At 69.5% G+C, this 24,157-nt stretch carries 25 protein-coding genes; 13 read left to right on the top strand and 12 right to left on the bottom strand.

Features of this window, described 5'->3' with window-relative positions; translation table 11 throughout:
* Nucleotides 1-24: 24 nt before the first annotated feature.
* Nucleotides 25-768 carry a M23 family metallopeptidase gene (locus tag Ate02nite_RS10405; RefSeq protein ID WP_203802810.1) on the bottom strand — a complete coding sequence of 248 codons (744 nt, stop codon included), beginning with the start codon at nt 766-768 and terminating at the stop codon, nt 25-27.
* 390 nt (nt 769-1,158) lie between these two features.
* Between Ate02nite_RS10405 and icmB the strand changes: the two genes are divergently transcribed.
* The 8 genes from icmB (at nt 1,159) to mdh (ending at nt 9,454) form a co-directional block, all read left to right on the top strand.
* On the top strand, nt 1,159-1,563 hold the full coding sequence (icmB, locus tag Ate02nite_RS10400) for a coenzyme B12-dependent isobutyryl CoA mutase small subunit (RefSeq protein WP_203802808.1): 405 nt from the start codon (nt 1,159-1,161) through the stop codon (nt 1,561-1,563).
* A 459-nt stretch (nt 1,564-2,022) separates the two neighbouring features.
* Nucleotides 2,023-3,201: an ADP-forming succinate--CoA ligase subunit beta gene (sucC, locus tag Ate02nite_RS10395; protein ID WP_203802806.1), complete on the top strand. Its 1,179-nt coding sequence runs from the start codon at nt 2,023-2,025 to the stop codon at nt 3,199-3,201.
* Between the two features lie 4 nt (nt 3,202-3,205).
* The gene (gene sucD, locus Ate02nite_RS10390) at nt 3,206-4,087 is read left to right on the top strand and encodes a succinate--CoA ligase subunit alpha (RefSeq protein WP_203802804.1); all 882 of its coding nucleotides are present in this window, start codon (nt 3,206-3,208) and stop codon (nt 4,085-4,087) included.
* Between the two features lie 113 nt (nt 4,088-4,200).
* A complete protein-coding gene (locus tag Ate02nite_RS10385; protein WP_203802802.1) occupies nt 4,201-5,601 on the top strand; it encodes a cell division protein PerM in 1,401 nt (466 codons plus the stop codon).
* A 26-nt stretch (nt 5,602-5,627) separates the two neighbouring features.
* Complete coding sequence (gene purN / locus Ate02nite_RS10380) at nt 5,628-6,245, top strand: phosphoribosylglycinamide formyltransferase (protein WP_203802800.1); 618 nt, start codon at nt 5,628-5,630, stop codon at nt 6,243-6,245.
* Nucleotides 6,242-7,801: a bifunctional phosphoribosylaminoimidazolecarboxamide formyltransferase/IMP cyclohydrolase gene (purH, locus tag Ate02nite_RS10375; RefSeq protein WP_203802790.1), complete on the top strand. Its 1,560-nt coding sequence runs from the start codon at nt 6,242-6,244 to the stop codon at nt 7,799-7,801. The genes purN and purH overlap by 4 nt, the downstream gene beginning before the upstream one ends.
* 1 nt (nt 7,802) lies before the next feature.
* The gene (locus tag Ate02nite_RS10370; RefSeq protein WP_203802789.1) at nt 7,803-8,399 is read left to right on the top strand and encodes a pentapeptide repeat-containing protein; all 597 of its coding nucleotides are present in this window, start codon (nt 7,803-7,805) and stop codon (nt 8,397-8,399) included.
* Between the two features lie 104 nt (nt 8,400-8,503).
* Nucleotides 8,504-9,454, top strand: coding sequence for a malate dehydrogenase (mdh, locus tag Ate02nite_RS10365; protein ID WP_203802788.1), 951 nt, complete (start codon nt 8,504-8,506; stop codon nt 9,452-9,454).
* A gap of 39 nt (nt 9,455-9,493) precedes the next feature.
* Here mdh and Ate02nite_RS10360 read toward each other — a convergent pair whose 3' ends face one another.
* The gene (locus Ate02nite_RS10360; protein ID WP_203802787.1) at nt 9,494-10,297 is read right to left on the bottom strand and encodes an MBL fold metallo-hydrolase; all 804 of its coding nucleotides are present in this window, start codon (nt 10,295-10,297) and stop codon (nt 9,494-9,496) included.
* A gap of 61 nt (nt 10,298-10,358) precedes the next feature.
* On the bottom strand, nt 10,359-11,966 hold the full coding sequence (locus tag Ate02nite_RS10355) for an alkaline phosphatase D family protein (protein WP_203802780.1): 1,608 nt from the start codon (nt 11,964-11,966) through the stop codon (nt 10,359-10,361).
* Between the two features lie 160 nt (nt 11,967-12,126).
* Here Ate02nite_RS10355 and Ate02nite_RS10350 point away from each other — a divergent pair, with 160 nt between their 5' ends.
* The 3 genes from Ate02nite_RS10350 to Ate02nite_RS10340 all read left to right on the top strand — a co-directional run bounded on the left by Ate02nite_RS10350 (nt 12,127) and on the right by Ate02nite_RS10340 (nt 14,235).
* Nucleotides 12,127-13,341: an NADP-dependent isocitrate dehydrogenase gene (locus tag Ate02nite_RS10350; protein WP_203802778.1), complete on the top strand. Its 1,215-nt coding sequence runs from the start codon at nt 12,127-12,129 to the stop codon at nt 13,339-13,341.
* Nucleotides 13,342-13,420: 79 nt separating this feature from the next.
* Nucleotides 13,421-13,960: a Uma2 family endonuclease gene (locus Ate02nite_RS10345; RefSeq protein ID WP_203802775.1), complete on the top strand. Its 540-nt coding sequence runs from the start codon at nt 13,421-13,423 to the stop codon at nt 13,958-13,960.
* A 50-nt stretch (nt 13,961-14,010) separates the two neighbouring features.
* On the top strand, nt 14,011-14,235 hold the full coding sequence (locus Ate02nite_RS10340) for a hypothetical protein (RefSeq protein WP_203802772.1): 225 nt from the start codon (nt 14,011-14,013) through the stop codon (nt 14,233-14,235).
* Nucleotides 14,236-14,488: 253 nt separating this feature from the next.
* On the opposite strand, the gene Ate02nite_RS10335 is transcribed toward Ate02nite_RS10340, so the two are convergent.
* From Ate02nite_RS10335 to Ate02nite_RS10315, 5 genes are all read right to left on the bottom strand, one after another.
* Nucleotides 14,489-15,022, bottom strand: coding sequence for a DinB family protein (locus Ate02nite_RS10335; protein ID WP_203802769.1), 534 nt, complete (start codon nt 15,020-15,022; stop codon nt 14,489-14,491).
* 44 nt (nt 15,023-15,066) lie between these two features.
* Nucleotides 15,067-16,143: a galactose-1-phosphate uridylyltransferase gene (gene galT / locus Ate02nite_RS10330; RefSeq protein WP_438871183.1), complete on the bottom strand. Its 1,077-nt coding sequence runs from the start codon at nt 16,141-16,143 to the stop codon at nt 15,067-15,069.
* Nucleotides 16,144-16,148: 5 nt separating this feature from the next.
* Entirely contained in the window at nt 16,149-16,925 is a 777-nt protein-coding gene (locus Ate02nite_RS10325; protein WP_203802763.1) for a DeoR/GlpR family DNA-binding transcription regulator, read from the bottom strand.
* 71 nt (nt 16,926-16,996) lie between these two features.
* The gene (locus Ate02nite_RS10320; RefSeq protein ID WP_203802760.1) at nt 16,997-17,911 is read right to left on the bottom strand and encodes a glycosyltransferase family 2 protein; all 915 of its coding nucleotides are present in this window, start codon (nt 17,909-17,911) and stop codon (nt 16,997-16,999) included.
* Entirely contained in the window at nt 17,908-18,840 is a 933-nt protein-coding gene (locus Ate02nite_RS10315; protein WP_203802757.1) for a sulfotransferase family protein, read from the bottom strand. Before Ate02nite_RS10315 ends, Ate02nite_RS10320 begins: the two co-directional genes overlap by 4 nt.
* Before the next feature lie 62 nt (nt 18,841-18,902).
* Here Ate02nite_RS10315 and Ate02nite_RS10310 point away from each other — a divergent pair, with 62 nt between their 5' ends.
* Together Ate02nite_RS10310 and Ate02nite_RS10305 are read left to right on the top strand one after the other, a co-directional pair.
* Nucleotides 18,903-19,697: a WecB/TagA/CpsF family glycosyltransferase gene (locus Ate02nite_RS10310; RefSeq protein ID WP_203802754.1), complete on the top strand. Its 795-nt coding sequence runs from the start codon at nt 18,903-18,905 to the stop codon at nt 19,695-19,697.
* A 5-nt stretch (nt 19,698-19,702) separates the two neighbouring features.
* Nucleotides 19,703-20,077: a VOC family protein gene (locus tag Ate02nite_RS10305; protein WP_203802751.1), complete on the top strand. Its 375-nt coding sequence runs from the start codon at nt 19,703-19,705 to the stop codon at nt 20,075-20,077.
* Here Ate02nite_RS10305 and Ate02nite_RS10300 read toward each other — a convergent pair.
* Genes Ate02nite_RS10300 through Ate02nite_RS10285 form a run of 4 tightly spaced genes read right to left on the bottom strand, consistent with a single transcriptional unit; the run spans nt 20,067 to nt 24,157 of the window.
* A complete protein-coding gene (locus Ate02nite_RS10300) occupies nt 20,067-21,059 on the bottom strand; it encodes a glycoside hydrolase family 26 protein (protein ID WP_203802748.1) in 993 nt (330 codons plus the stop codon). The genes Ate02nite_RS10305 and Ate02nite_RS10300 overlap by 11 nt on opposite strands.
* Nucleotides 21,052-21,786: a methyltransferase domain-containing protein gene (locus Ate02nite_RS10295; protein WP_203802745.1), complete on the bottom strand. Its 735-nt coding sequence runs from the start codon at nt 21,784-21,786 to the stop codon at nt 21,052-21,054. Before Ate02nite_RS10295 ends, Ate02nite_RS10300 begins: the two co-directional genes overlap by 8 nt.
* Nucleotides 21,783-23,282 (bottom strand): MATE family efflux transporter, encoded by a 1,500-nt coding sequence (locus Ate02nite_RS10290; protein WP_239147275.1) that lies wholly within the window; start codon nt 23,280-23,282, stop codon nt 21,783-21,785. The genes Ate02nite_RS10295 and Ate02nite_RS10290 overlap by 4 nt, the downstream gene beginning before the upstream one ends.
* Nucleotides 23,279-24,157 (bottom strand): sulfotransferase family protein, encoded by an 879-nt coding sequence (locus Ate02nite_RS10285; RefSeq protein WP_203802744.1) that lies wholly within the window; start codon nt 24,155-24,157, stop codon nt 23,279-23,281. Before Ate02nite_RS10285 ends, Ate02nite_RS10290 begins: the two co-directional genes overlap by 4 nt.

The raw sequence follows: 24,157 nt of genomic DNA, 5'->3' as shown, positions 1-24,157 counted from the left end.
GCATGTCTGAGCGGGAAGGAGGGATCAGGAAGCGGCGGCGGCCATGCCGGCGTACACCGACTCGACCTGGAGCTTGATGTCAACGCCGCGATCACGGAGGTAGGGGATCGGGTCGACCGGGTTGCCCCCGACGTGGATCTCGAGGTGCAGGTGCGTCCCGTAGGAGGCACCGGTGTTACCGACGAGGCCGATCACCTGGCCGGCCTTGACCTGGTCGCCCGCCTTCACCAGCACGCGCCGGGAGTGGGCGTAGATGACCTCGGTGCCGTCCGGGTTCTGCACGGTGATCGAGTAGCCGTAGGCGCCGTAGTAGCCCGCCTGGATCACCTTGCCGGCGTGGATCGACTTGTAGGGGCTGCCCTCCGGGGCGGCCAGGTCGATGCCGGCGTGCAGCTTGCCCCAGCGGATGCCGTAGGCCGAGGTGAAGGTGAACTCGTCGAGCGGCAGCAGCCAGACATCGGCGGCGGCTTCCTCGGCGCTGACCTTCTCCTTGCTGACGGCCGTGCGGTCTTCGCCGCGGGAGGCCTTCTCATCGGTCGAGCGGTTGGCGATCGCGTCGTCGGTGGTGCTGTGCGCGCTGGCCAAACCCTGTAGAACTTCGGGGTTTACCGCTTTGGCATCGGGAAAGTTGGAACCTGCCCCGATAGCGACCACACCGGCGCCGATGAAGGCGGATGTGACGACGACCGCGTAACGACTGCGGGGAGGGGTGGGTACGCGGCGGCGACCGCGATACCGATCGGGCTCAGACGACAAGCGCTGGCGCACGAACAACCCTCCGTCGATGGCATTTCGTCGGTGGCTCCGCCGACCCAAACTTCGGGGTAACGGTGGCCCTCCGAGCCGCTGGTTCGGGATTAACCGATCAGCAACCGGAGGCCACGGTAACGAAACGGCAGCCGTGTCACAAGTCGCAGCGCCAATTCCCTGACAGTTCCTGGTCCGCTTTGCGCAGTGATTGTCCGAATTCGTTACCTTTCTCGTTCGTCATCGTTGCCCACTCTCTGTGATTGGCACAGAAACAAAAAGTCAGATCACTCTGAATACCTTTCTGGTCACCCTAAGTGATCTCACTTGCCGAAGCCGACTACCCGGGCCTGGGCAGGCGGGTTACCGTTCGTTCAGGACGACGGTGTTCCGCTCGGCGTGGAGGTCGGTATGCAGGCGCGCATCAGGGTGGTGGTGGCGAAGCCCGGGCTGGACGGGCACGACCGTGGTGCAAAGGTGGTGGCCCGTGCGCTGCGTGACGCGGGTATGGAGGTGGTCTACACCGGCCTGCATCAGACGCCGGAGCAGATCGTCGAGACGGCAATTCAAGAGGACGCCGACGCGATCGGTTTGTCCGTTCTGTCCGGGGCGCACATGACTCTGTTCCGCAGAGTGATCGAGCTATTGGCGGAACGTGACGCAACTGACATCGTGGTATTTGGCGGAGGCATCATTCCGGCCGACGACATTGCCGAATTGGAAGAGCTCGGGGTCGCCAAAATTTTCACGCCCGGGGCCACCACGGCATCCATCATCGAATGGGTACGCGCCAATGTGACTACACCGGTGGCGTAGTGACCAGGAACAACTCGTCGGCCGTAGCCAAATGGCTACGGCCGGTTGTGTTTAACCGGGGCCCTGAATGAAGTAGGGCAAGGGGAGAGGCCGGACGCACCCCTCACACGTCCGGCCTCTCATGCACGATGCCCCGCCGCCACCCCTCGACCGACAGGGCATCGGCCGCTTCATCGGTTCGCCGTAGCGCTCCGACACCACACTCAACGACGCCCTCTCGGGGCGGTTACGCGGCGGTGCGGGAGTTTTTCGAGTGCCCCCTGGAGGGGGTGTGGTGTGTGGTCTTGCACACCGCGTACCCGCCGCTACGGGGCGCGTCCGGCGCTCGCTACTCTGCGAAAGAAGGCCCTTCGGGCCGGACATTCTTCACGCCGGCGACGCCACAGGCCGCCGCGCACACAGGTCGGGACGCAATGGTGCGGCTTGCCGGCGCTTGGCGTCGCGAGCGAAAGGAGACACGTGGACCTGTTCGAGTATCAGGGGCGTGACCTGTTCGAACGGCACGGGCTGCCCGTGCTGGGCGGCGGTGTCGCCGAGACCCCGCAAGAGGCCCGCGCGATCGCGGAGCGTCTGGGTGGCAAGGTCGTCGTCAAGGCGCAGGTGAAGGTCGGCGGCCGGGGCAAGGCCGGCGGCGTCAAGCTGGCCGACGGCGCCGACGAGGCCGAGGCGCGCGCCACCGACATCCTGGGCATGGACATCAAGGGCCACACGGTCCACAAGGTGATGCTGGCCGAGACGGCCGACATCAAGGAGGAGTACTACTTCTCCTACCTGCTCGACCGGGCCAACCGCACCTTCCTCTGCATCGCCAGCGTCGCCGGCGGTATGGAGATCGAGACGGTCGCCGAGGAGCAGCCCGACCGGGTCGCCAAGATCGCGATCGACGCCAGCAAGGGCGTCGACGAGGCGAAGGCCCGCGAGATCGTCGCCGCCGCGCAGTACCCGGCCGAGGTCAGCGAGCAGATCGTCGACATCGCGGTGAAGCTGTGGCAGGCCTTCGTGGCCGAGGACGCCACGCTGGTCGAGGTCAACCCGCTGGCCAAGGTCGGCGACGGCCGGGTGCTGCTGCTGGACGCCAAGATCACGCTGGACGAGAACGCGGCGTTCCGGCACCCCGACCACGAGGCGCTTGTCGACCAGTCCGCGGTCGACCCGCTGGAGCAGGCGGCCAAGGCCAAGAACCTCAACTACGTCAAGCTGGACGGCGAGGTCGGCATCATCGGTAACGGTGCCGGTCTGGTCATGTCCACCCTCGACGTGGTGGCCTACGCGGGCGAGGCGCACGGCGGCGTCAAGCCGGCCAACTTCCTCGACATCGGTGGCGGCGCCAGCGCCCAGGTGATGGCGAACGGCCTGGAGATCGTGCTCGGCGACCCGGCGGTCAAGTCGGTCTTCGTGAACGTCTTCGGCGGCATCACCGCCTGCGACGCGGTGGCCAACGGCATCATCCAGGCCCTCGCGCTGCTCAACGAGCGCGGCGAGACCGTCACCAAGCCGCTCGTGGTGCGCCTCGACGGCAACAACGCCGAGGAAGGCCGGGCCATCCTCGACAGCGCCAACAACCCGCTCGTCGAGCGGGTGGACACGATGGACGGAGCGGCCGCACGCGCCGCCGAGCTCGCGGCTGCGGGGAAGTGACGTAATGGCGATCTGGCTCACCAAGGAATCCAAGGTCATCGTCCAGGGCATCACCGGCTCGGAGGGCTCCAAGCACACCAAGCGGATGCTCGCCGCGGGCACCAACGTGGTCGGCGGGGTCAACCCGCGCAAGGCCGGCACCACCGTCGACTTCGACGGCGTGTCGCTGCCGGTGTTCGCGACCGTCGCCGAGGCGATCAAGGAGACCGGCGCCGACGTGTCGGTCATCTTCGTCCCGCCGGCGTTCACCAAGGCCGCGGTCGTCGAGGCGATCGACGCCGAGATCCCGCTCGCCGTGGTGATCACCGAGGGCGTGCCGGTGCAGGACTCGGCCGCGTTCTGGGCGCTGAACGTCGAGCGTGGGCAAAAGACCCGGATCATCGGGCCGAACTGCCCGGGCATCGCCTCGCCGGGTGCGTCGAACGCCGGCATCATCCCGGCCGACATCACCCCGGCCGGTCGCATCGGCCTGGTCAGCAAGAGCGGCACGCTGACCTACCAGCTCATGTACGAGCTGCGCGACTTCGGCTTCTCGACCGCCGTCGGCATCGGTGGCGACCCGATCATCGGCACCACCCACATCGACGCGCTGAAGGCGTTCCAGGACGACCCGGACACCGACGCGATCGTGATGATCGGTGAGATCGGTGGCGACGCCGAGGAGCGGGCCGCCGAGTTCATCAAGGCCAACGTCACCAAGCCGGTGGTCGGTTACATCGCCGGCTTCACCGCCCCGCCCGGCAAGACCATGGGTCACGCCGGCGCGATCATCTCCGGCTCGGCGGGCACCGCCGACGCCAAGAAGGCGGCCCTCGAGGCGGCCGGCGTCAAGGTCGGCAAGACCCCGAGCGAGACCGCGCGGCTCATGCGCGAGGTCATGAGCTGATTTTGCAGCGAACCAAACCGGCGCGCCGTCGCTCGGGTCAAGGTGACCCGATTGGCGGCGCGCCGCTGTATCTGCGTCGCCGCAAGCCCTCTGTCGTGGAAAAGTAGGCGGCGATGCCGAGCACAACCGATCGTCCCGACGACTCGGAAGACCCGTTCGCGGTCGCCGAGGCGACTCTCGACGTGCGAGAGACGGTGCCGGTCGAACGCCCGACTGAAGCACTCGACCGCCCGACCGGCACCTTGGAGGCCGGCGACCGGCCGACCGTGCTGGTCGACGAGAAGAAACTCGGCGAGCACCCCACGGTCAAGGTGCCTGGGCAGCGCAAACCACCGCCGCGCAGCCGGCACGCCCCGCTGCCGGTCGCGGTCGCGTTCGCCACCCTGTGGTCGGCGGCCCTTTGCTATCTGCCGGTGGCCGCGGTCATCGGGATGGCCCGCACGCTCGAGGGCCAGGGCGGTCTGGGCGGTGCCGTGCACGCCGGAGCGGCCGGTTGGCTGCTCGGGCACGGCGTGCCGATCGGCACCTCGATCGGACCGCTGGGCCTGCCTCCGCTGCTGCTCACGGTCCTCATCATCTGGCGGCTCAACCGGGCCGGCCTGCACGTGACCCGGGCGATCGGGGCCCGCCGCTCGCATCGCATCGGCGACGCGCTGCTGGTGGCCTTCAGTATCGGGCTCACCTACTCGCTGCTCGGCTCGATCGCGTCGCTCGCGGTCGACGGCAAAGGCACCGAGGTCACCCCGGCCCGGGCCGCGATCAACTTCTTTGTGCTGGGTCTGCTCGGCTCACTGGCCGGGTCGCTGCGCGGCACCGACGCACTCAGCGTGCTGGCCCGCCGCACCCCGGGCCCGGTGCGCGACGGCCTGCGTACCGGGACGATGGCCGCCCTGTTCATCCTGGGTGCGGGGGCCGCGGCGACCGGCCTGGCGGTGGCGGTGGACGGCGGCCAGGCCGCCGAGACGATCTCCGTCTATCAGACCGGGGTGGCCGGGCAGGCCGGCATCACGCTGGTCAGCCTCGCCTACGGGGTGAACGCCGCGGTGTGGGCGGCCGCCTATCTGCTCGGCCCGGGCTTCGCGCTCGGCACCGGCTCCGAGGTCGGGCTCACCGGGGTGGTGGTCGGCAAGCTGCCGGCGCTGCCGCTGCTGGCCGGAGTGCCGGACGGGCCGATGGGCGCGGCCGGTGCGGCGTTGCTGGCGATCCCGGTGCTGGCCGCGATGGCCGCCGGCTGGCTTCTCGTGCTGCGGCTGCAGCGCAGTGTCCGGCCCGGCGAGAAACCCGAGCTGCCCTGGTCGCGTGTGCTGGGCGGGAGCCTGCTGGCCGGCCCGGCGGCCGGTCTGGTGCTGGGCCTGGCCAGCCGGGCGTCCGGCGGGTCGCTCGGCGAGGGCCGGCTCGCCACCATCGGTCCCGACCCGTGGCAGGTGGCGGTGATCGCCACCGTGATGGTGGCGGTGTCGGCCTCACTGGGTGCGGCGGCCGCCCGTACCTTCGCCCCCGCCCCGAAAGCGTGACCGGCCCCGCGAGATAGGGTTCTCGGGTGACCGACCCCGCGCCCGCCCGCCTGGTCGTCCTCGTCTCCGGATCGGGCAGCAACCTGCAGGCCCTGCTGGACGCCGCCGCCGACCCCGCCTATGGCGCGCAGGTCGTCGCGGTGGGCGCCGATCGGGACGGCATCGCCGGTCTCGACCGGGCGGCCGCCGCCGGTGTGCCCACCTTCGTCGACTCGGTGAAGGCCTATGAGACGCGCGACGACTGGGACGCGGCCCTCACCGCCCACGTCCTCGAGCACAAGCCCGACCTGATCATCTCGGCCGGCTTCCTCAAGCTGGTCGGTGCCCAGTTCCTGGCCGCGTTCGGCGACCGCTACATCAACACGCACAACGCGCTGCTGCCGTCGTTCCCGGGCATCCACGGCCCGCGTGACGCGCTCGCCTACGGCGTGAAGCTGGCCGGCGCGACCCTCTTCTTCGTCGACGCCGGTGTCGACACCGGCCCGATCGTGGCCCAGGTCAGCGTCCCCGTGCTCGACGACGACACGGAGGAGACGCTCACCGAGCGCATCAAGGTGGCCGAGCGGGCCCAGCTGGTCGATCAGGTCGGCCGGCTGGTCCGTGAGGGCTGGACCATCGAAAACAGGAAGGTACGAATTCCGTGAGTTCCGAGGACGGCCGTCGCCCGATCAAAAGGGCCCTGCTGAGCGTGTACGACAAGACCGGCCTCGTCGAGCTCGCCCAGGCGCTGCACGCAGCCGGGGTGCAGATCGTCTCGACCGGCTCGACCGCCGCCACGATCATCGCCGCGGACATTCCGGTCACCAAGGTCGAGGAGCTGACCGGCTTCCCCGAGTGCCTGGACGGCCGGGTCAAGACGCTGCACCCGCGGGTGCACGCCGGCCTGCTCGCCGACCTTCGCCTGCCGGCCCACGAGGCGCAGCTGGCCGAGCTCGAGATCGAGCCGTTCGAGCTGCTGGTGAGCAACCTCTACCCGTTCACCGAGACGGTGGCGTCGGGCGCGAGCGTGGACGAGTGCGTCGAGCAGATCGACATCGGCGGCCCGGCGATGGTTCGCGCGGCCGCCAAGAACCACCCGTCCGTCGCGGTGGTCACCTCCGTCGACGCGTACCCCCTGATCGTCTCCGCCCTCGGCGACGGCGGCTTCACGCTGCAGCAGCGGAAGTTCCTGTCGGCGAAGGCCTTCGCCGACATCGCGGAGTACGACGTGGCCGTCGCCAACTGGACCGCCACCACCCTCGCGCCGAGCGAGTGGCCGGAGTTCACCGGGCTCGCCCTCAAGAAGGCCGGCACCCTGCGCTACGGGGAGAACCCGCACCAGCAGGCCGCCCTCTACACCGACCCGAACGCGCCGGCCGGCCTCGCGCAGGCCGAGCTGGTGCACGGCGGCGAGCTGTCGTACAACAACTACGTCGACGCCGATGCCGCCTGGCGCAGCGCCAACGACTTCGCCGAGCCGTGCGTGGCGATCATCAAGCACGCCAACCCGTGCGGCATCGCGGTCGGTGCCGACGTGGCCGAGGCGCACCGCAAGGCCAACGACTGCGACCCGGTGTCGGCGTTCGGCGGGGTCATCGCGGTCAACCGCGAGGTCACCGAAGCGCTGGCCAAGCAGCTCGACGGCATCTTCACCGAGGTGATCGTCGCGCCGTCCTACGAGGCCGGCGCCCTGGAGATCTTCCGCGGCAAGAAGAAGCTGCGGGTGCTCGTCGCCCCGGCGTGGAACCCGCCGCCCACCGAGTTCAAGCAGGTCGGCGGCGGTCTGCTCGTGCAGCAGGCCGACCGGGTCGACGCGCCCGGCGACAACCCGGCCAACTGGGAGCTCGCCACCGGCGCGGCGGCGTCGCCCGAGGTCCTCGCCGATCTGGCCTTCGCCTGGCGGGCGATCCGCAGCGTGAAGAGCAACGCGATCCTGCTGGCTCACGAGGGCGCCACCGTCGGCGTCGGGATGGGCCAGGTCAACCGGGTCGACTCGGCCCGGCTCGCGGTCGAGCGGGCCGGAGCCGACCGGGCCAAGAGCAGCGTGGCCGCGTCCGACGCGTTCTTCCCGTTCCCGGACGGGCTCGAGGTGCTGATCGCGGCCGGGGTGACCGCCGTGGTGCAGCCGGGCGGCTCGATCCGCGACAACCTGGTGATCGAGGCGGCCGCGAAGGCCGGCCTGACCGTCTACCTGACCGGCACCCGGCACTTCTATCACTGAGATGGAACACCTCATTCAGGACCAGACCTACTCGGGCGTCGACTGGGCGCTCGAGGAGGTCAGTGGTGTCCGCTATGAGGACTGCGCGTTCCACGACGTCGACTGGTCGGAGGCGCGGCTCACCGGCTGCGTCTTCACCCACTGCACGTTCGGGAACGTCCGTTTCAACGCCGCCACCCTGGAACGGGTGGCGATCCTGCAGTCGACCCTGGAGCGCTGCTCGTTCTTCGACGCGGCGCTGATCGGTTGCAAGCTGACCGGCAGCCAGTTCCTCGACTGCGGGCTGCGGCCGCTGGCCGTGGACGGTGGCGACTGGGGTTTCGTGTCGCTGCGTGGCCAGAACCTGACCGGGGCGAAGCTCGGCGGCCTACGGTTGCGGGAGGCCGACCTGATGGGTGCCGACCTCACCCGGGTCGACCTGCGCGGTGCCGACCTGTCGGCCGCGCGCCTCTCCGACGCCGTGCTCCGGGGCGCCGACCTGCGCGGGGCCGACCTCGGTGGGGTCGAGCTGCGGGGTGTCGACCTCACCGGCGCCAAGATCGACCTGGCCCAGGCGGCGCTGTTCGCGTCGGCCTATGGGGCCATCGTTTCCGGATAGGCGTGGAGTGGCTTAGCTCGCGTTAAGCGGACCGGCGGGAAATACGCCGTTAACCGACTGATACGGTCGCGAAAAATCGACCCGAGACTGGAAGTGGCAGAGCTATGGGCAAGAAGGTAACCGTCGTAGGTGCCGGTTTCTACGGCTCGACGACTGCGCAGCGCCTGGCCGAGTACGACGTCTTCGACACTGTGGTGCTCACCGACATCCTCGATGGCAAGCCGGCCGGGCTCGCGCTCGACATCAACCAGTCTCGGCCGATCGAGGGCTTCGAGACCAAGGTCATCGGCGCCACCACCGGCCCGAACGGCGAGGGCTACGAGGCCATCGAGGGCTCGGACGTCGTCGTCGTCACCGCCGGCCTCCCGCGTAAGCCCGGCATGAGCCGGATGGACCTGCTCGAGGTCAACGCCAAGATCGTGCGCCAGGTCGCCGAGAACATCGCGAAGTACGCGCCGAACGCCGTCGTCATCGTGGTCTCCAACCCGGTCGACGAGATGACCGCGCTCGCGCAGCTCGCCACCCAGTTCCCCAAGAACCGGGTGTTCGGCCAGGCCGGCGTGCTCGACACGGCCCGCTTCACCAACTCGATCGCCGAGACCCTCGCGGTGCCGGTGAAGAGCGTCAAGGCACTGACCCTCGGCTCGCACGGCGACACCATGGTGCCGGTGCCGTCGCGCTGCACCGTCGACGGCAAGCCGCTGTCCGACCTGCTCCCGGCCGAGAAGATCGAGGAGCTCGTCGTCCGCACCCGGAACGGCGGCGCCGAGGTGGTCGCGCTGCTGAAGACCGGTTCGGCGTATTACGCCCCGTCGGCCGCCGCGGCCCGGATGGCCAAGGCCGTCATCGAGGACTCCGGCGTAGTGCTGCCGGTCTGCGCCTGGGTCGAAGGTGAATACGGAATCTCCGGCGTCTACCTCGGCGTCGAGGCTCAGGTCGGCCGCGAGGGCATCAAGAAGGTCGTCGAGGACAAGCTCACCGACACCGAGATCGCCGGTCTCAAGGAGGCCGCCGAGGCCGTCCGCGCGAAGCAGGCGGACGTCGCCAACCTCTGAGCGTGTGTTGTGAAAAGGCCGGGGACTCCCCGGCCTTTTTCATCTCTGCCGATGGAAGGCCGGCCCCAGGTGGGAGACCGCGAGCGTGGTGCCCCGGGCGACCGCGGCCGCCAGGGCTTTCGCCCGGCTGGCATGGGCCCGGCCCGGGTCCATGTCGCTCGCGTAGGCCAGCTCGGGGTACAGCAGCTGGATCGCGTGCACCAGCAGGTCGCCGGTGACCAGCAGGCTGTCATCACCGTCCTCGACCAGCACCGTCTGATGGCCCGGGGTGTGCCCCGGCGTCGCCACGACGCGGACCCCGGCACACACCGCGTGGTCGCCGTCGAGCACCTGCAACCGGCCCTGTGCCAGCAGCGGCTCGATCAGCAGGTCGTATTGCCCGGCGTGGTCGCGGTTGGCGCGGTAGGCGTCGACGTCGGCCTGCTGGACGATCACCCGGGCCCGCTTGAACGGGGAGTCGCGCGGCACGGCCCAGCCCATGTGGTCGTTGTGCAGGTGGGTCAGCACGATCGCGGACACCTCTGACGGCGCGATGCCGGCCGCCGCGAGCTCATCGGGCAGGTGACCCGGCACCGGGGCCCAATCGGCCGCGAGCGACCCCGCTGGGCCGATGCCCGCGTCGACCAGGGTGACCGGGCCGTCGCCGTGCCGGATCGCGTAGCTCCGGTAGCGCAGCCACCACTCGCCGCCGGCGCCTCGCGCCGCCGGGTCGAGCGCGTCGGCCGCCGCCCACTGCTCGGCGGTGGCGTCGGGAAAGCTCTCCTGCCGGGTGTCGGGAAAGGGGCCCTCGGCGTCCTGCAAGGCGGTGACCGTGAGTTGGCCGACGGTGTGGGTGAGGGGCATGCGAAAGATTGTGCCGGGCACGCGACGGTTGCCGCGTGCCCGTTTTCCAGGCTGTGGATAACTACTTCGTCAGCGGGAAGACGCCCTGATCGTCGTGCACGTCGTAGATCGGGCCGGAGTAGGCCGAGACGGACAGCGGGGTCGGCGACTCGCTCACCGAGGCGATCCCCGGGCGCCCGGCCTCGACCACGAACTCCGCGGCGGTCCGCACCGACGCGGTGGCGGCCCAGACCGTGTCGACCAGGCGCAGGCGGGCCGAGAGCCGGGCCGCGGTGACGTCGCAAACGACGTACCCCCGCTGGTTGTCGATGTAGCGCCAGTGCGGGCTCTCCGCCTTGATCGGGTCGTAGGTGGCGTGGAACGACGCGGTGTTGGGGTTGCCGCCCGAGGTGATCGAGGTGCCGGTGAGCTCGGCGCCGACGATCGGCGTCGAGAGGTCGTCGAAGTCCGGCCGCAGGTCGGAGACCCAGGTGCAGTGCCGGTCGCCGGTCAGGATCACCGGGTTGGCGACGTGTCCGGCGCCGAAGAGCTCGAGCAGCCGCTTCCGCTGCGCCCGGTACCCATCCCAGTTGTCGAAGTCGAAGGTCTGGGCCGGCCCGGCCTGCCGGTCGTTCTGCGCCCACATCACCTGGTTGGCGAGCAGGTTCCAGCGGGTTCCGCCGTGCCGCATGCCGTCGACCAGCCAGCGCTCCTGCTCCGGCCCGGTCATGGTCAGCGCCGGATCCTGCGCGGCGGCCAGAGACGAAGGCTGGTCGCTGCGGTACTGCCGGGTGTCCAGCACATGCAGGCCGGCCAGCGAGCCGAACCGCAGCCGCCGGTACACCTGCATGTCGAGGCCGCGCGGCAGCGACGACCGGCGCAGCGGCATGTGCTCGTAGTAGGCCTGGAAGGCGGCGATCCGCCGGGCCCGGAACGCCTCCGGCGTCTGCAGGTCGGGGTCCTGCGGAATCTCGTCCGCCCAGTTGTTGTCGATCTCGTGATCGTCGAAGGTCACGATCCACGGAAAGGCCGCATGCGCGGCCTGCAACGACAGATCGCTCTTGTACGTGGCATGGCGGGCCCGGTACTCGGCCAGGGAGTACGGCTCGGTGGTGCCCTCGTGCTGGCGCACCGCCGCCGCGTTGCGCGCACCCTCGTAGATGTAGTCGCCGAGGAACGCGACGAACGCGAGATCCTCCTGGGCCAGGTGCTCGTACGCGGTGTAATACCCGGCCTGGAAGTCCTGGCAACTGGCGAACGCGAACCGCAGCGAGCGCCGGTTGGCGTGCGCGGCCGGCGCGGTACGCGTACGCCCGGTCTGGGATCTTTGTCCGCCGGCCAGGAACCGGTAGTAGTAGACCGTGTCCGGCCGCAGCCCGCGCACGTCGACGTGCACCGAGTGGCCGAGTGCGGGCCGGGCCAGGGCGAACCCGGCTCGCCGCCCGCGCCGGAAGCCCTCGTCGAGGGCGATCTCCCACTCCACCGGAACGGACCGATCGGATAAACCGGGCAGTCGCGTCCACAGCACGACGCCGTCGGGCAGTGGGTCGCCGGAGGCCACACCCAGCGAGAATGCGTTCTCGGGCAGCGAGGTGCCGCGGACGAGCAGCGGGCCGGCGGCCACCGCGGCGCTGCCGGAGAGGAGCAGCCGTCGGCTGAGTGGCTGGTCGAGCTTCTCGGATAGAGACATAGTTCGATGCGATCGTTACCCGGTCACCAGTCGGGGACCTGAGGTAGAACGGGCAATAGCGATATGGATAACTCCAGGTCGGGGCCGGTCGACGATCTTCAGGCCCTGGGCAGTACGCTCGTACTGCTAAGCATGTGTTTCGGGAGAGGAGCGCCGGCCGATGGCGAAAATCAAGGTCACAAACCCGGTCGTGGAGCTCGACGGCGACGAGATGACCCGGATCATCTGGAAGCAGATCCGGGAGCAGCTGATCCTGCCCTACCTCGAAGTCCCCCTCGAGTACTACGACCTGTCGATCCAGTACCGCGACGAGACCGACGACCAGGTGACGATCGACGCGGCCAACGCCATCAAGCGGCACGGCGTCGGCGTCAAGTGCGCCACCATCACCCCCGACGAGGCTCGGGTGGAGGAGTTCGGCCTGAAGAAGATGTGGCGGTCGCCGAACGGCACGATCCGCAACATTCTCGGCGGCGTGGTCTTCCGCGAGCCGATCATCATGTCGAACGTACCCAGGCTGGTGCCAGGCTGGACCAAGCCGATCATCATCGGCCGGCACGCCCACGGCGACCAGTACAAGGCGACCGACTTCGTGGCACCGTCGGCCGGCAAGTTCACCATGACCTTCACGCCCGAGGACGGTTCGGCGCCGATCGAGTTCCTGGTCGCCGACTTCCCGGCCGGTGGCGTCGGCATGGGCATGTACAACTACGACGAGTCGATCCGCGACTTCGCGCGCGCCTCGTTCCGGTACGGCCTGGCCCGTAACTACCCGGTCTACCTGTCGACGAAGAACACCATCCTCAAGGCGTACGACGGTCGCTTCAAGGACCTGTTCGCCGAGATCTTCGAGACCGAGTTCGCCGACCAGTTCAAGGAGGCCGGCCTCATCTACGAGCACCGGCTCATCGACGACATGGTCGCGGCCGCGATGAAGTGGGAGGGCGGCTACGTCTGGGCCTGCAAGAACTACGACGGTGACGTGCAGTCCGACACCGTGGCCCAGGGCTTCGGCTCGCTCGGCCTGATGACCAGTGTGCTGATGACGCCGGACGGCAAGACCGTCGAGGCGGAGGCCGCGCACGGCACGGTCACCCGGCACTACCGGCAGTGGCAGAAGGGCGAGAAGACCTCGACCAACCCGATCGCCTCGATCTTCGCCTGGACCGGTGGCCTCAAGCACCGCGGCGTGCTCGACGGCACCCCGGCGGTGACCGAGTTCGCCGAGACGCTGGAGAAGGTCTGCGTGGAGACCGTCGAGGGCGGCCAGATGACCAAGGACCTCGCGCTGCTGATCGGTCGCGACGCCCCCTGGCTGACCACCGACGAGTTCATGAACGCGCTGGACGAGAACCTCGCCCGCAAGTTCGCCTGAGCATTCGACTCCTGCTGACGGCCGCCGGTACCCACCGGCGGCCGTCGCCGTATGCGTCAGGAATCTTTAGGCTCGACGTATGACTGAGCCTGGCCTCGTCTACCGCTGGAGTGTGAGCGAGTTCGTGCGTGCCTTCGAGGCCGGAGCCTTCGACCATCGGGTCGAGCTCATCGAGGGCGAGATCTGGCCCGTGGTCATCGGTTCCTGGCATGGCGACACGATGGTTCACCTTCTCGGCCTGCTGCCACGCGCCGACGTTCGCATCACCACCGCGACACTGCCGACCGGCAGTTCCCTACCGGATCCGGACTGCTGGGTCCGCCGAGCGGACGCCGTTCCGGTCGGTGTGGTCGGGACCCGCCTCTCCGTGTGGAGCCCGGCCGACGTCCTTCTCGTCGTGGAGGTGTCCGACGAGACTGTGCTGCACGACCTCAACGTGAAGACCCGCCTGTACGGCTCGGCCGGCTATCCGACCTATTGGGTGGTCACCCAGGAGCGGATTTTCGAGCACACCGAGCCGACCCCGCTGGGCTATCGCCGCCGGGTCGAGTACGGCATCGGCGACCACATTCCGGTCGCCTACGCCAGCCGCGAACTGCCCGTCGCCGACCTGATCTAAGGCAGACCGCGGCCGGAAGGTGGGTCGCGCACCGGGAACCGCTGCGCTAGGTGCAGCGGCTGATCGCCGAACACCCCGAGGGTGACCTGTCGGCCGGCGTCGACCTGGCGCTGAGCCTGGCGGCCCGGATCGCCGGGCCGGAGATCGCCCAGTCGATCCAGTTGGGCATCGAATACGACCCGGCGCCGCCGTTAGAGGCCGGTTCCCCGGCGACGGCGCCTGCGCCGATCGTCGCTTTCCTCCGGGAAAACCGCGACATGATCGTACGATTATAGAAACATGCACCAAATTGCATGTTTGTTTCCGTAACCGAGGGTTAACGCTTTCGTTTTTTACAGCGAAACGGATGCTGGACGCGACGACGAGGGGATCGCCCACCGATGGCTGCCTTGTCCCAGGCGCCGCTCGGTTCTCCTCGGAGCCGCAAGCGACCAGTCCCTTCCCCGCGGGGGGCCTATGTCCCGGGCCCCCCGCCCCTAATTTTTTAGGCTCTATCTCTGGCTCCGCGGGCGCCCCGAAACTCGGGAGTTACTGGCCTACCCGGCCGTCGATCCGCTCCCTTAGGAAGTCGGCGTGGCCGTTGTGGCGGGCGTACTCCTCGATCATGTGGACCAGGACCTCGCGTAGCGCTAGGCCGCCGTCGCCGACGTAGCCGAGGTCCTCCAGGGAGTCGACGTAGTCCTCGGCGAAGGCGATCTCCGAGCGCCACCGCTCGAACGCCTCCTTGACCACCGCCTCGTCGGCCACCGCGCCGTCGAAGTCGCCGTCCCGGTTGTCGCCCTCGCGGTAGTGCCGGGGCATGTCGAAACCGGCCAGGTGGATCCGGAACCAGCCCTGCTCCACGCCGGCCATGTGCCGCACCAAGCCCAGCAGCGACATCTTCGACGGCTCCACCGCCCGGGCGGCCATCTGCTCCGCGGTCAGGTCGGCGCACTTCAACTCGAGCGTCAGACGCTGATCGCGGAGGTACCCGATGAGCGTTTCCCGTTCACCGGTGAAGCCACCGTCGGTGCGCGGGTCGTCGTCGGGATGGACGAACATGTTGGACCAGGCGAATCCCATACGACGACCCTCTGTCATGCCATGCGCTCAGCGCAATGTTGATCTCACAATGAGCGCAGGGTCTCCGCGGCCTTTTCGGGGACCACGTCATTCACGAAAGCGCCCATGGCGGACTCGGATCCGGCCAGGTACTTCAGCTTGTCGGCGGCCCGGCGGATGCTGAACAACTGCAGGTGCAGGTAACCAAGATCACGGCCCTCGCCGACCACCGCCTGGTGCCAGGCGGAGATGTACGGCATCGGCTTTCCGAAGAGCGCGTCGAACCGGCGGAGGATGTCGAGGTAGATCGGACCGAACGCGTCCCGCTCGGCATCCGACAGCTCGGGGATGTCGGCGACCTTGCGGTGCGGCGCGATCTGCACCTCGTAGGGCCACCGGGCGGCGGCCGGCACGTACGCCGTCCAGTGCTCGTTGGCCGCGACGATGCGTACCCCCGCCTTCTGTTCGGCCGCGAGGGTGTCCGCGTAGAGATCGCCCCCGGTGCGCGCGCGATAGCGCGCGGCCGCCCCCAGCATGGCCTGGGTGCGCGGCGGCACGGTCGGGTAGGCGTAGATCTGGCCGTGCGGGTGGTGCAGCGTCACGCCGATCTCGACGCCGCGGTTCTCGAACGGGAAGACCTGGGCGACGCCCGTAATGCCAGACATCTCCGTTGTGCGGTCGGCGAGGGCGTCGACCACCGTGCGCACCCGTTCCGGGGTGAGCGCGCCGAACGCGCTGTTGTGGTCGCTGGTGAAACAGACGACCTCGCAGCGTCCGATGCCGGGCCGGACCGGCACCATCTCGGTCAGCGACGTGATCTCGTCCGGCTTGATCCGGTCGCTGAACGACGGGAACTGGTTCTCGAACACCACCACGTCGTAGGAAGGCGCCGGGATCTCGCTGGAGAAGGCCGGCGTGGACGGGCAGAGCGGGCAGGCGTCGCTGGGTGGCAGGAAGGTGCGCGTATTCCGGTGCGCGGCGACCGCCACCCACTCGTCAACCAGCGGGTCGTACCGAAGCTGGGACGCCGGCGGAGGCGGCGGAAGGTCCCTTTTGTCAGGGTAACTAGCACGATCTGACGAGGTCTCGTTGAAGTAGATCAACTCGCGGCCGTCGGACAGACGGATCGCGTCTCGGCTGATGAACGTCACTGAGCGCTCACCACGACGAGTTCGGGCACGGTTTCCTCCAGTAACGCACGGGACTGCTCATCCAGACCCTCGTCGGTGATGAGCACGTCGGCGCGCTCGAGCGGGACGATCGACGAGATGCCGACCGTGCCCCACTTGGTGTGGTCGGCCAGCACGACGAGCCGCTCGGCCGCCTCGACCAGGGCGCGGTTGACGTCGGCTTCCATCAGGTTGGGCGTGGTGTAACCGGCCCGCTCGCTCATCCCGTGCACGCCGAGGAACAGCATGTCGAGGTGCAGGGACCGGATCGCGGCGACCGCGACCGAGCCGACCAGGGCGTCCGAGGGCGTGCGGGTGCCGCCGGTCAGGATCACCGTCTGGTCGGGGCGGCCGGCCCGGTAGAAGACGTCGGCGACCGGGATCGAGTTGGTGACCACGGTCAGGTCGGGCACGTCGACCAGGCGCTGGGCGAGACCGGCGGTGGTGGTGCCGGCCGACAGTGCGATCGCGTCGCCCGGGGAGACCAGCGCGGCGGCGCGGGCGGCCATCGCGGCCTTCTCGGCGCGCTGGCGCACCGACTTGGCGGCGAAGCCGGGCTCGTGTGCGGAGCCGGGGCTCACCGTGGTGGCGCCGCCGTGTACCTTCGCCAGAAGGCCACGGTCGGCCAGCGACTCGAGGTCGCGGCGGATCGTCATGTCGGAGACGCCGTACTCGGCGGCCAGCTCGCTCACCCGGACGCCGCCCGCGGCGCGCACCCGGTCGAGGATGGCGGACTGGCGCTGTTGGGCTAGCACTCAAGGATCCGAACTATTTCGAACACGCCCGAACACTACAGTGCGATCGGGCGTGAGCGAAAGGGTGACTTCTAGATACCTCGGCCACGTTTGTGCAGGGCGGACAGCACGTTTTCGACCTTGACCGCACCCGTCATCGCGGCCAGCGCGATGGCCGTACGCGGCTCCTTCCAATTGGCCCGGACCGCCTCCTTGCTGAACTGCCACGCCTGGCTGCGATTGCCGGTCGCGGCCGACCAGCAGGCCAACTGGCCGTAGACCCGGGCCGCGCCCGGGCGGCAGCCGCTGATCTCGGGGTGGCGTTGCATCATCCAGCGCAGCGAGGAGATCTTGGTGGCGTACTCGTAGGCGTAGTGCGAGGTGCGACCCCACAGCACGCGCACCAGCGGCTCGTCGAGGTGCACGATCGGCGCCCGCCTCGCGGCCCGAAGGAGCAGATCCCAGTCCTCGTTCTGACTGCCCGGCGCGTCCTCGGCGACCAGGCCGACCGCGGCGTCGGTGAACGCCTCCCGGCGCATCAGGAACGACGACGAGTGCAGCATCGCCATCCGGGAGCGGGCCAGCTCGTCGACCGTGACCCGGCTGCGGCCGGCCAGTCGCGGGGTGGACTTCCCCTCGAACTCGACCTCGATCGCACACGTGGCCATCTCGGAGTCGGGTTCGGCCATCAGTGCGGCCACCTGCCGGCGCAGCTTGTCCGGCAGCCACCGGTCGTCGTCGTCGCAGAAGGCCACGTATTCGGTGTCCAGCGCGAGGATGCCGGTGTTGCGCGCGCCGGCCAGCCCGGACGTACGCCAGTTGGTGAGCACCAGGACCTGTACGTCCTCGGTGGACGCGAGCAGGTAGTCGGGCTCGGTCTGGTCGTAGACGACAAGCACCTTCAACTCGCCCGGATAGCGCTGGTCACGTACCCCGGCGATGGCCTTGCGAACCAGCTCGGGCCGGTTGCGAGTGGGGATGACGACGCCAACCGACGGCCAGTTCACCGAACCTCCTCCTTGAACACCGGATAGCCGTACGCGCGCAGCATCGGCGCGCACACCGCGCCGACCAAGCGCCGCTGCCGGGGCGGTAACGCACGCACCCAGGCGTCGTCACGGCGCAGAGGCAACTGTCCGACGGTGAAACGCATCGGGTTCCCCGCCGCGCTGTGCCCGACGCCCAGATCGGCGTGCTCGGCATGGAGGAAGTCCAGCGAGTCCGGTGCGAGGTCGACGCCGGCGAACTCGGCGATCGAAGTCAACGACGCCCGCGGATCGGACACGAACTCCTCGTACCGGATCCGGTGCACCGCCACCCCGCGCCGGGCCAGCAGGCTGAACGCCGCGTTGTGCGCGTTCCACAGCAGAGCCGAACGCCCGGGGGAGTAGCGGGTCATCTCCGAGGAGCCGTCGGTCTCCGGCCGCTGCACGGTCTTGGTCCAGGAGTACGCGACCCCGCGCGCGTCCCGCACCACGTGCACCACCCGCAGGTCGAGGTTGCCTGACCAGCGCAGCACGTGGGCCAGCGCCGAGTGCTTGGACGAGTCGACCACCACCCGCGCGCCGGAGACCTCGGCCGCCGCGGCGTAGACCCGGGTGTAGAAGTCGGCGTACTCGTGCACCTCGTCGGGCGCCTCGACCGCGGTGGCCAGCCGGGGGATGTGCCGGGTGCGCTCGACCGCGTCGCGCAGGTAGTGCACCCGGTCGACGTCGACGTTGTGCCAGCCGCCGAAGGCCAGCGCGCCGACCCGCCGCCAGAACCCGCACGCGGAGAACTTGGCGCCGCAGCCGCAGCGCTCGTCGTCGCGGATGTCGCGCTGCCAGAGATGGACGACCTCGCCGAGCGCGCACACGCCGGGAAGTTCGCCGAGCAGACGTTCGACGAGCGTTGTCCCGCTTCGTCCTAATCCACCCAGAAATAACACCCGTGCCACTTTGGCCCACCTTCGCTCGTTTCGCTCCTTATAACGAGCGAACAAGCGTGAAGGAGGCGAGGGTGTCCATCGAGGCTTTCGACCGGGTCGAACTGGACGGCACGGGCATCGACCGGATCACCGAGGCCGAGGTGGTCGCGGTGGTGCGCGAGGCCCTCTCCGCAGGTCGCGGCGGCCGCATCATCACCCCGAACATCGACATCCTGCGGCGGGCGCAGCGGGAGAGCGAGGCCCGCGAGCATCTCGCCGACGCCGACCTCATCGTGGCCGACGGCATGCCGCTGATCTGGGCCAGCCGGCTGGGCGGCACCCCGCTCCCGGAGCGGGTGGCCGGCAGCAGCCTGATCTGGTCGCTCTCCGCGGGGCTGGGCCTCGACGCGCGGTCGATCTTCGTGATCGGCGGCGACCCGGACAACGACGGCGCGGCCAAGGCCGCCGATCGCCTGGCGGCGGAAAACCCGGGACTGAAGATCGCCGGGACGATCTGCCCGGACTTCGGCTTCGAAAAAGACCCCGGAGCGTACGCCGAGGTCTGCGCGAAGGTCGCCGACGCCGAGCCGGACCTGGTCTTCGTCGGCCTCGGTTTCCCCAAGCAGGAGCGGATGATCGTGAAGTTGAAGCCGCTGCTGCCGACCAGCTGGTTCATCGGCTGTGGCGCCGCGGTCAACTTCGTGGCCGGCGACGTCGAGCGGGCACCGCGCTGGATGCAGCGCACCGGCCTGGAGTGGGCGCACCGGCTGGGCACCGAGCCACGCCGGCTGGCCGGCCGCTACCTGCGGCACGACGCCCCCTACGCGCTCCGGCTGCTGGCCCAGGCGCCGGCTCAGCGGGCGCTAAACCGTACGCGTGTACTGTAAAGCTCATGAATTTCGAGCGGCTGCATCACGTCCAGTTGCTGATTCCGGTGGGTGGCGAGGACCAGGCCCGGCAGTTCTACGGCGGCGTCCTCGGACTGACCGAACTGGACAAGCCGCCGGTGCTGAAGGCCCGCGGCGGATGCTGGTTCCGTGGTGGCGGCTGGGAGGTGCACCTGTCGCCGGTGCCCGATTTCGTCCCGGCGAAGAAGGCGCATCCTGGCGTACTCGTCAGTGGTCTTGATGATTTGGCTTTGAAACTCGAAGCCGCCGGCCACCCGGTCGAGTGGGATCCCCACTTCCCGGGTCACCGGCGGCTCTATGCCTGCGACGCACACGGCAATCGGCTCGAGTTCCTCGAACCCGACGAAGCTACGGATTGAAGTACGGGTCCTTGACCAGCGCGTGGAAGGCCTTGAACGCCAGCTTGTCGCCGGTCAGCTGGAACTGTTTGGTCGGCCCGTTCCCCTCCGGATCGGACTCGAAATAGGTGACCGCCTTGATCTGCGGGTTCGCCTTGAAGGTCCGCTCGGCGTCGCGCAGCCAGGCCGCCCGGTTGGCCGAACCCCAGGCCTTGGCCACCCCGAACTCGCCGATGATGATCGGCTTGGGGTGGGCCGCGGCCCACTGCAGGAACGGGCCCATCAGCTGCCCGATCGGCTGGAAGTTCTCGCCGGCGTAGACGTCCACGCAGGTCCAGTCGACCTGGTCGTCGCCCGGGTAGAACTCCGGCGCGTCACCGCGGATGAACCCCTCGGCGGTCGGGCAGAACACCCAGGACGCGTTTGTCGCCCGCTCCTGCTTGAAGATGTTCCGCACGTACTTCCAGGCGGCGATGTAGTCGGCGCCGGACCACATGGTGGCCCGCAGGTTGGGCCGGTCCATCTCCCAGCGCATCCGCAGCAGCACCGGCCGGTGGATCTTGCGAATCGCCCGGGCCTGCTTGCGGATCAGGTCGTCATGCTCGCCGTCCAGGATGGACCGGTTGTCGCCGGTGGCCCAGCTGACCATCAGGGTGGCGCCCTGGGCCAGGAACTCCTTGTCCGACGACGTGCCGACCATCTGCTCGAAGCGGCGGTACGTGTTGACGATCGGCAGCCGGCGGCCGAGGTTGGCCTCGAGGCCGTCGACCGCGGCGAGCCGGCCCACGTGGGTCAGTTCGTCCGGCTTGATCCAGGCCCCGACCAGGGCGCCCTTGGCCGGGGCCACGAACGGGCCGCTCTGGAACGGCCCGGGGTTGACCGCGATGGCGATCGGCCGGCCCGACATGTCGGGCGACGGCGTGGGTGTCGGTGTCTTGTCCTCCGAGGTGCAGCCCGCCAGTAGCAGCACCGCGGCCAGCACGACGAGAAATCCCCTACGCATGGATTCGCCGTGCGGTGTAGAGAACGTTCACCGCATATCCGTCTGTGCCGGGCATCCGCCGGACCGCCGCGTCGGCCACCCGGGCCAGCGGGTTGCCGTGCAGCGACGGCGTGATCATCGAGAAGCCGCGCCGCTCGACGATCTCGAAACCGTGCCGTTCCAGCAGCTTCTCCACCTGCTCGTGGGAGAGCTCGGCGAACCAGCGGTCAGCGCGGTGCCGCCGCGCCCGCAGGTGCCGCAGCGAGCCCGCGTTGCCGTGGTTCTCGATCACCAGAATGCCGGAGGCGACCTCCGGCAGCGCCTTCGCGGCGAAGGCGAGCGCCCGGTCTCGGATCGCCTCGTCCACGTTGAGCAGCAGCCGGAACATGGTCACGATCGCCGGGTAGCCGGCCGTCACCGGCGTCGGCACCGGCCCGGCCACGTCGACCCGGTGCCAGACGGCATGCGAGCCCACCTCGTCGGCCTTGGCCATCATCTCGGCCGAGGTGTCGTAACCGTGCGCCTCCCGGACCAGCCCGTGCAGCGTGCGGATGGCCCGGCCGGTGCCGCAGGCGAAGTCGTGCTGCACCGGCGCGCGCGGGCCGAACTCGCGGCGCACCAGGGTGCGCAGGTAGTCACGTTGCCGCTGGTTGATCTGCGACGCGTAACTGTCCGGTGCGTACGTGACGGTCTCGTACTTCTCGACCGCCGCGGTGTCCTGGAACACCTTGGTGTAGTCCGTGCTCATCGGGTCCTCCTCATGGGTTTGAAGGCGTCGAGTGCGAGGGGCCGGCGAAGCAGCCAAACGCCGGCCAGGAAGGCGGGAACACCCAGCACCAGGCCGGCCAGACCGAGGAACGGGAGCGCGCCGAAGCAGGCCAGCGACAACACCATGGCGGTCCGGGTGCCGCGCCCGAACGGGTGCAGCCCGACCGCCCGGCCGACCTGGACCAGCGGCAGCAGGTTGTTGGCGACCATCGCGCAGGCCAGCCCGGCGGCCGCGCCGAGCGCGCCGAACCGGGGGATGAGCAGCAGGTCGAGCCCGATCGTCACGGTCAGCGCGATCAGCACGTTGGCGAGGTTCCAGGAGGTGCGACCGGCCATCGCCAGCACCATGTCGACCATGCCGCAGCCGGTCGCGACGAGCATCGCGCAGGCCAGCACGACCACCACGTTCCGCCCGGCGGTATAGCCGTCCCCGAAGAACCGCAGGTAGTGCCCGGCCAGGTGGGCGACCAGCAGGCAGATCGGCCAGGTGACCAGCACCAGCCAGCCGGTCGCGGTCTGGTAGAGGTGGTTGGCGGCATGCCGCTCGCCGGTGGCCAGCGCCTCGGCCAGCCGCGGCTGCACCGATTGCGAGATGCCCTGATTGGCGAACTGCACCAGCACCACGAATCGCCCGGCGACCGCGTAGACCGCGGCCGGTGCCAGGCCGCCCAGCGCCGCCACCAGCAGCACATCCACCCGCTGCAACGCCAGCTGGGCCACGCTGGCCAGGGCCCGCGGCCCGGTGAATTTCCAGAAATCGCGGCGCAGGGCGCGCCGCTCGTCCCGGTGCGTGGTCGCTCCGGCCGGCCGGCCGGCGGCATAGACCTTCTTCAGGCTGTACGCCGCGAGCACCGTCACCACCAGGTACGGCCCGGCCCAGGCGAACGCGAACCAGGGCAGCGACAGCGCCACGATGCCGGCCCCGGCCACCAGCAGCAACTGCAGCGTGCTGCGGAGAATCCGGTCGAGCATCACGGTGGGTCGCATCGCCCGGTAACCCCGGGTGGCGGTCAGCAGTGCGTCGGTGAACGCCTGCAACGGCAGGAAGACGGCCAGCACCCGCAGGGCCGCGGTGTGCGCGCCGACCAGCGAGGCCGCCTCGTGCGCGGTGGTCCGGGCGATCGCCGGTGCGGCCAGCCACATCACCGCGGCCAGCACCACCGACACCGCCGCCACCGGGAGCAGGCCGGTGCGCAGGCAGGCGCCGAGCAGGTGGGCCCGGCCGGTGGCCCGCAGCCGGGCCGGCCAGTAGACCAGCCCGGTCTGGGTGCCCAGCTTGGCCAGGCCGCCGCCGAGCACGAAGGCGGCGGTCGCCGCGAAGAACGCGCCGGCCTGCTCGGCCCCGAGCGAGCGGGCCACGATCCAGGTGACCGCCACCCCGGTGCCGCCGGCCAGGGCCGAGCCGGCCATGTTGGCCAGCCCGCCCCGGGCCACGCTCTTGGTCTGCGCACCCGGCTTGTCCAGGACGTCGGTCACGTGCGGCGCCATACCGGCATCCGGCCGAGCCAGTTGGCCAGCGCGTCGTCGTGGGCCAGGTAGTAGTTGGTCAGGTCGGCGCGCAGGCCCGGGTCCATGTCGGCCTGGCGGGGGCGGGCGTTGTGCCGCTCGAACGCCGGTCGCTCCAGATAGGTGGGCAGGCCGAGGAACTCGCAGACTTCGTCGTACACGTCCTCCGGGTCGGTGAAGAACCGCTCGCTCTCCACCACGTGGATCCGTTCCCGGCCGACGTGCTGGGCCATCACGCTCAGGTAGCGGGCGTACTCGCCGCGCGCCCGGTAGGCGTGGTGCTGGTGGGCGAAACTGTAGTAGGACGGGTCCTCGGCCAGCCGGTCCTCCTGCCGGTGCAGCCGGGCCGGCTCCAGCGCGAGCGCGGAACCGAAGTCCCGCTCGGACTCGAAACCGCGAGCCACCTCGTGGTGGTGCTGCGAGTACGCCCGTTCGACCGGGTCGCGGACCAGCACGATCAGCTTGGCCTGGGGCAGATCCCGGGCGATCCGGGCGGCGGCCTGCGGGTGGTACATGTAGTACGGGCTCGACTCGAAGGTCTGGGCCGGCACGCCGTACCGTTCGGCGACCTTGTCCCCGCTGCGCAGCAGCGGAAAGTGCGCCTTGTACCAACCCATGCCGTGGTCGTACGAGGTGTCGAAGTAGTGCACGCCCTTGTGCAGCACGGCCTTGAGCACCACCGGGTGGGCCGCCATCGCCCGGTACATCGAGGTGGTCCCGCAGCGCTGGCCGCCACAGATCAGGAACGACGGCGTCATCCGGCCCGGCGCGGTCAGCCGCCCGTAGGACCGGGAGCCGAGGTGTACCACCCGCTTCATCGGGGCGGGCATCTTGCGTACGTCCAT

The organism is Paractinoplanes tereljensis (genome assembly GCF_016862435.1).
Lineage (GTDB): Bacteria > Actinomycetota > Actinomycetes > Mycobacteriales > Micromonosporaceae > Actinoplanes > Actinoplanes tereljensis.
Note: the sequence above shows the minus strand (reverse complement) of the source record. Positions and strands in the feature narration are given on the sequence as shown.

Excerpts from the sequence above, each read along its gene's own strand:
- Ate02nite_RS10295 (WP_203802745.1), bottom strand. The coding sequence starts at position 21,786 with ATGAGCACGGACTACACCAAGGTGTTCCAGGACACCGCGGCGGTCGAG.
- icmB (WP_203802808.1), top strand. The coding sequence starts at position 1,159 with ATGCAGGCGCGCATCAGGGTGGTGGTGGCGAAGCCCGGGCTGGACGGG.
- Ate02nite_RS10355 (WP_203802780.1), bottom strand. The coding sequence starts at position 11,966 with ATGTCTCTATCCGAGAAGCTCGACCAGCCACTCAGCCGACGGCTGCTC.
- Ate02nite_RS10285 (WP_203802744.1), bottom strand. The coding sequence starts at position 24,157 with ATGGACGTACGCAAGATGCCCGCCCCGATGAAGCGGGTGGTACACCTC.
- Ate02nite_RS10385 (WP_203802802.1), top strand. The coding sequence starts at position 4,201 with ATGCCGAGCACAACCGATCGTCCCGACGACTCGGAAGACCCGTTCGCG.
- Ate02nite_RS10370 (WP_203802789.1), top strand. The coding sequence starts at position 7,803 with ATGGAACACCTCATTCAGGACCAGACCTACTCGGGCGTCGACTGGGCG.
- sucD (WP_203802804.1), top strand. The coding sequence starts at position 3,206 with ATGGCGATCTGGCTCACCAAGGAATCCAAGGTCATCGTCCAGGGCATC.
- Ate02nite_RS10335 (WP_203802769.1), bottom strand. The coding sequence starts at position 15,022 with ATGGGATTCGCCTGGTCCAACATGTTCGTCCATCCCGACGACGACCCG.
- Ate02nite_RS10345 (WP_203802775.1), top strand. The coding sequence starts at position 13,421 with ATGACTGAGCCTGGCCTCGTCTACCGCTGGAGTGTGAGCGAGTTCGTG.
- Ate02nite_RS10360 (WP_203802787.1), bottom strand. The coding sequence starts at position 10,297 with ATGCCCCTCACCCACACCGTCGGCCAACTCACGGTCACCGCCTTGCAG.
- mdh (WP_203802788.1), top strand. The coding sequence starts at position 8,504 with ATGGGCAAGAAGGTAACCGTCGTAGGTGCCGGTTTCTACGGCTCGACG.
- Ate02nite_RS10350 (WP_203802778.1), top strand. The coding sequence starts at position 12,127 with ATGGCGAAAATCAAGGTCACAAACCCGGTCGTGGAGCTCGACGGCGAC.
- Ate02nite_RS10300 (WP_203802748.1), bottom strand. The coding sequence starts at position 21,059 with ATGCGTAGGGGATTTCTCGTCGTGCTGGCCGCGGTGCTGCTACTGGCG.
- Ate02nite_RS10305 (WP_203802751.1), top strand. The coding sequence starts at position 19,703 with ATGAATTTCGAGCGGCTGCATCACGTCCAGTTGCTGATTCCGGTGGGT.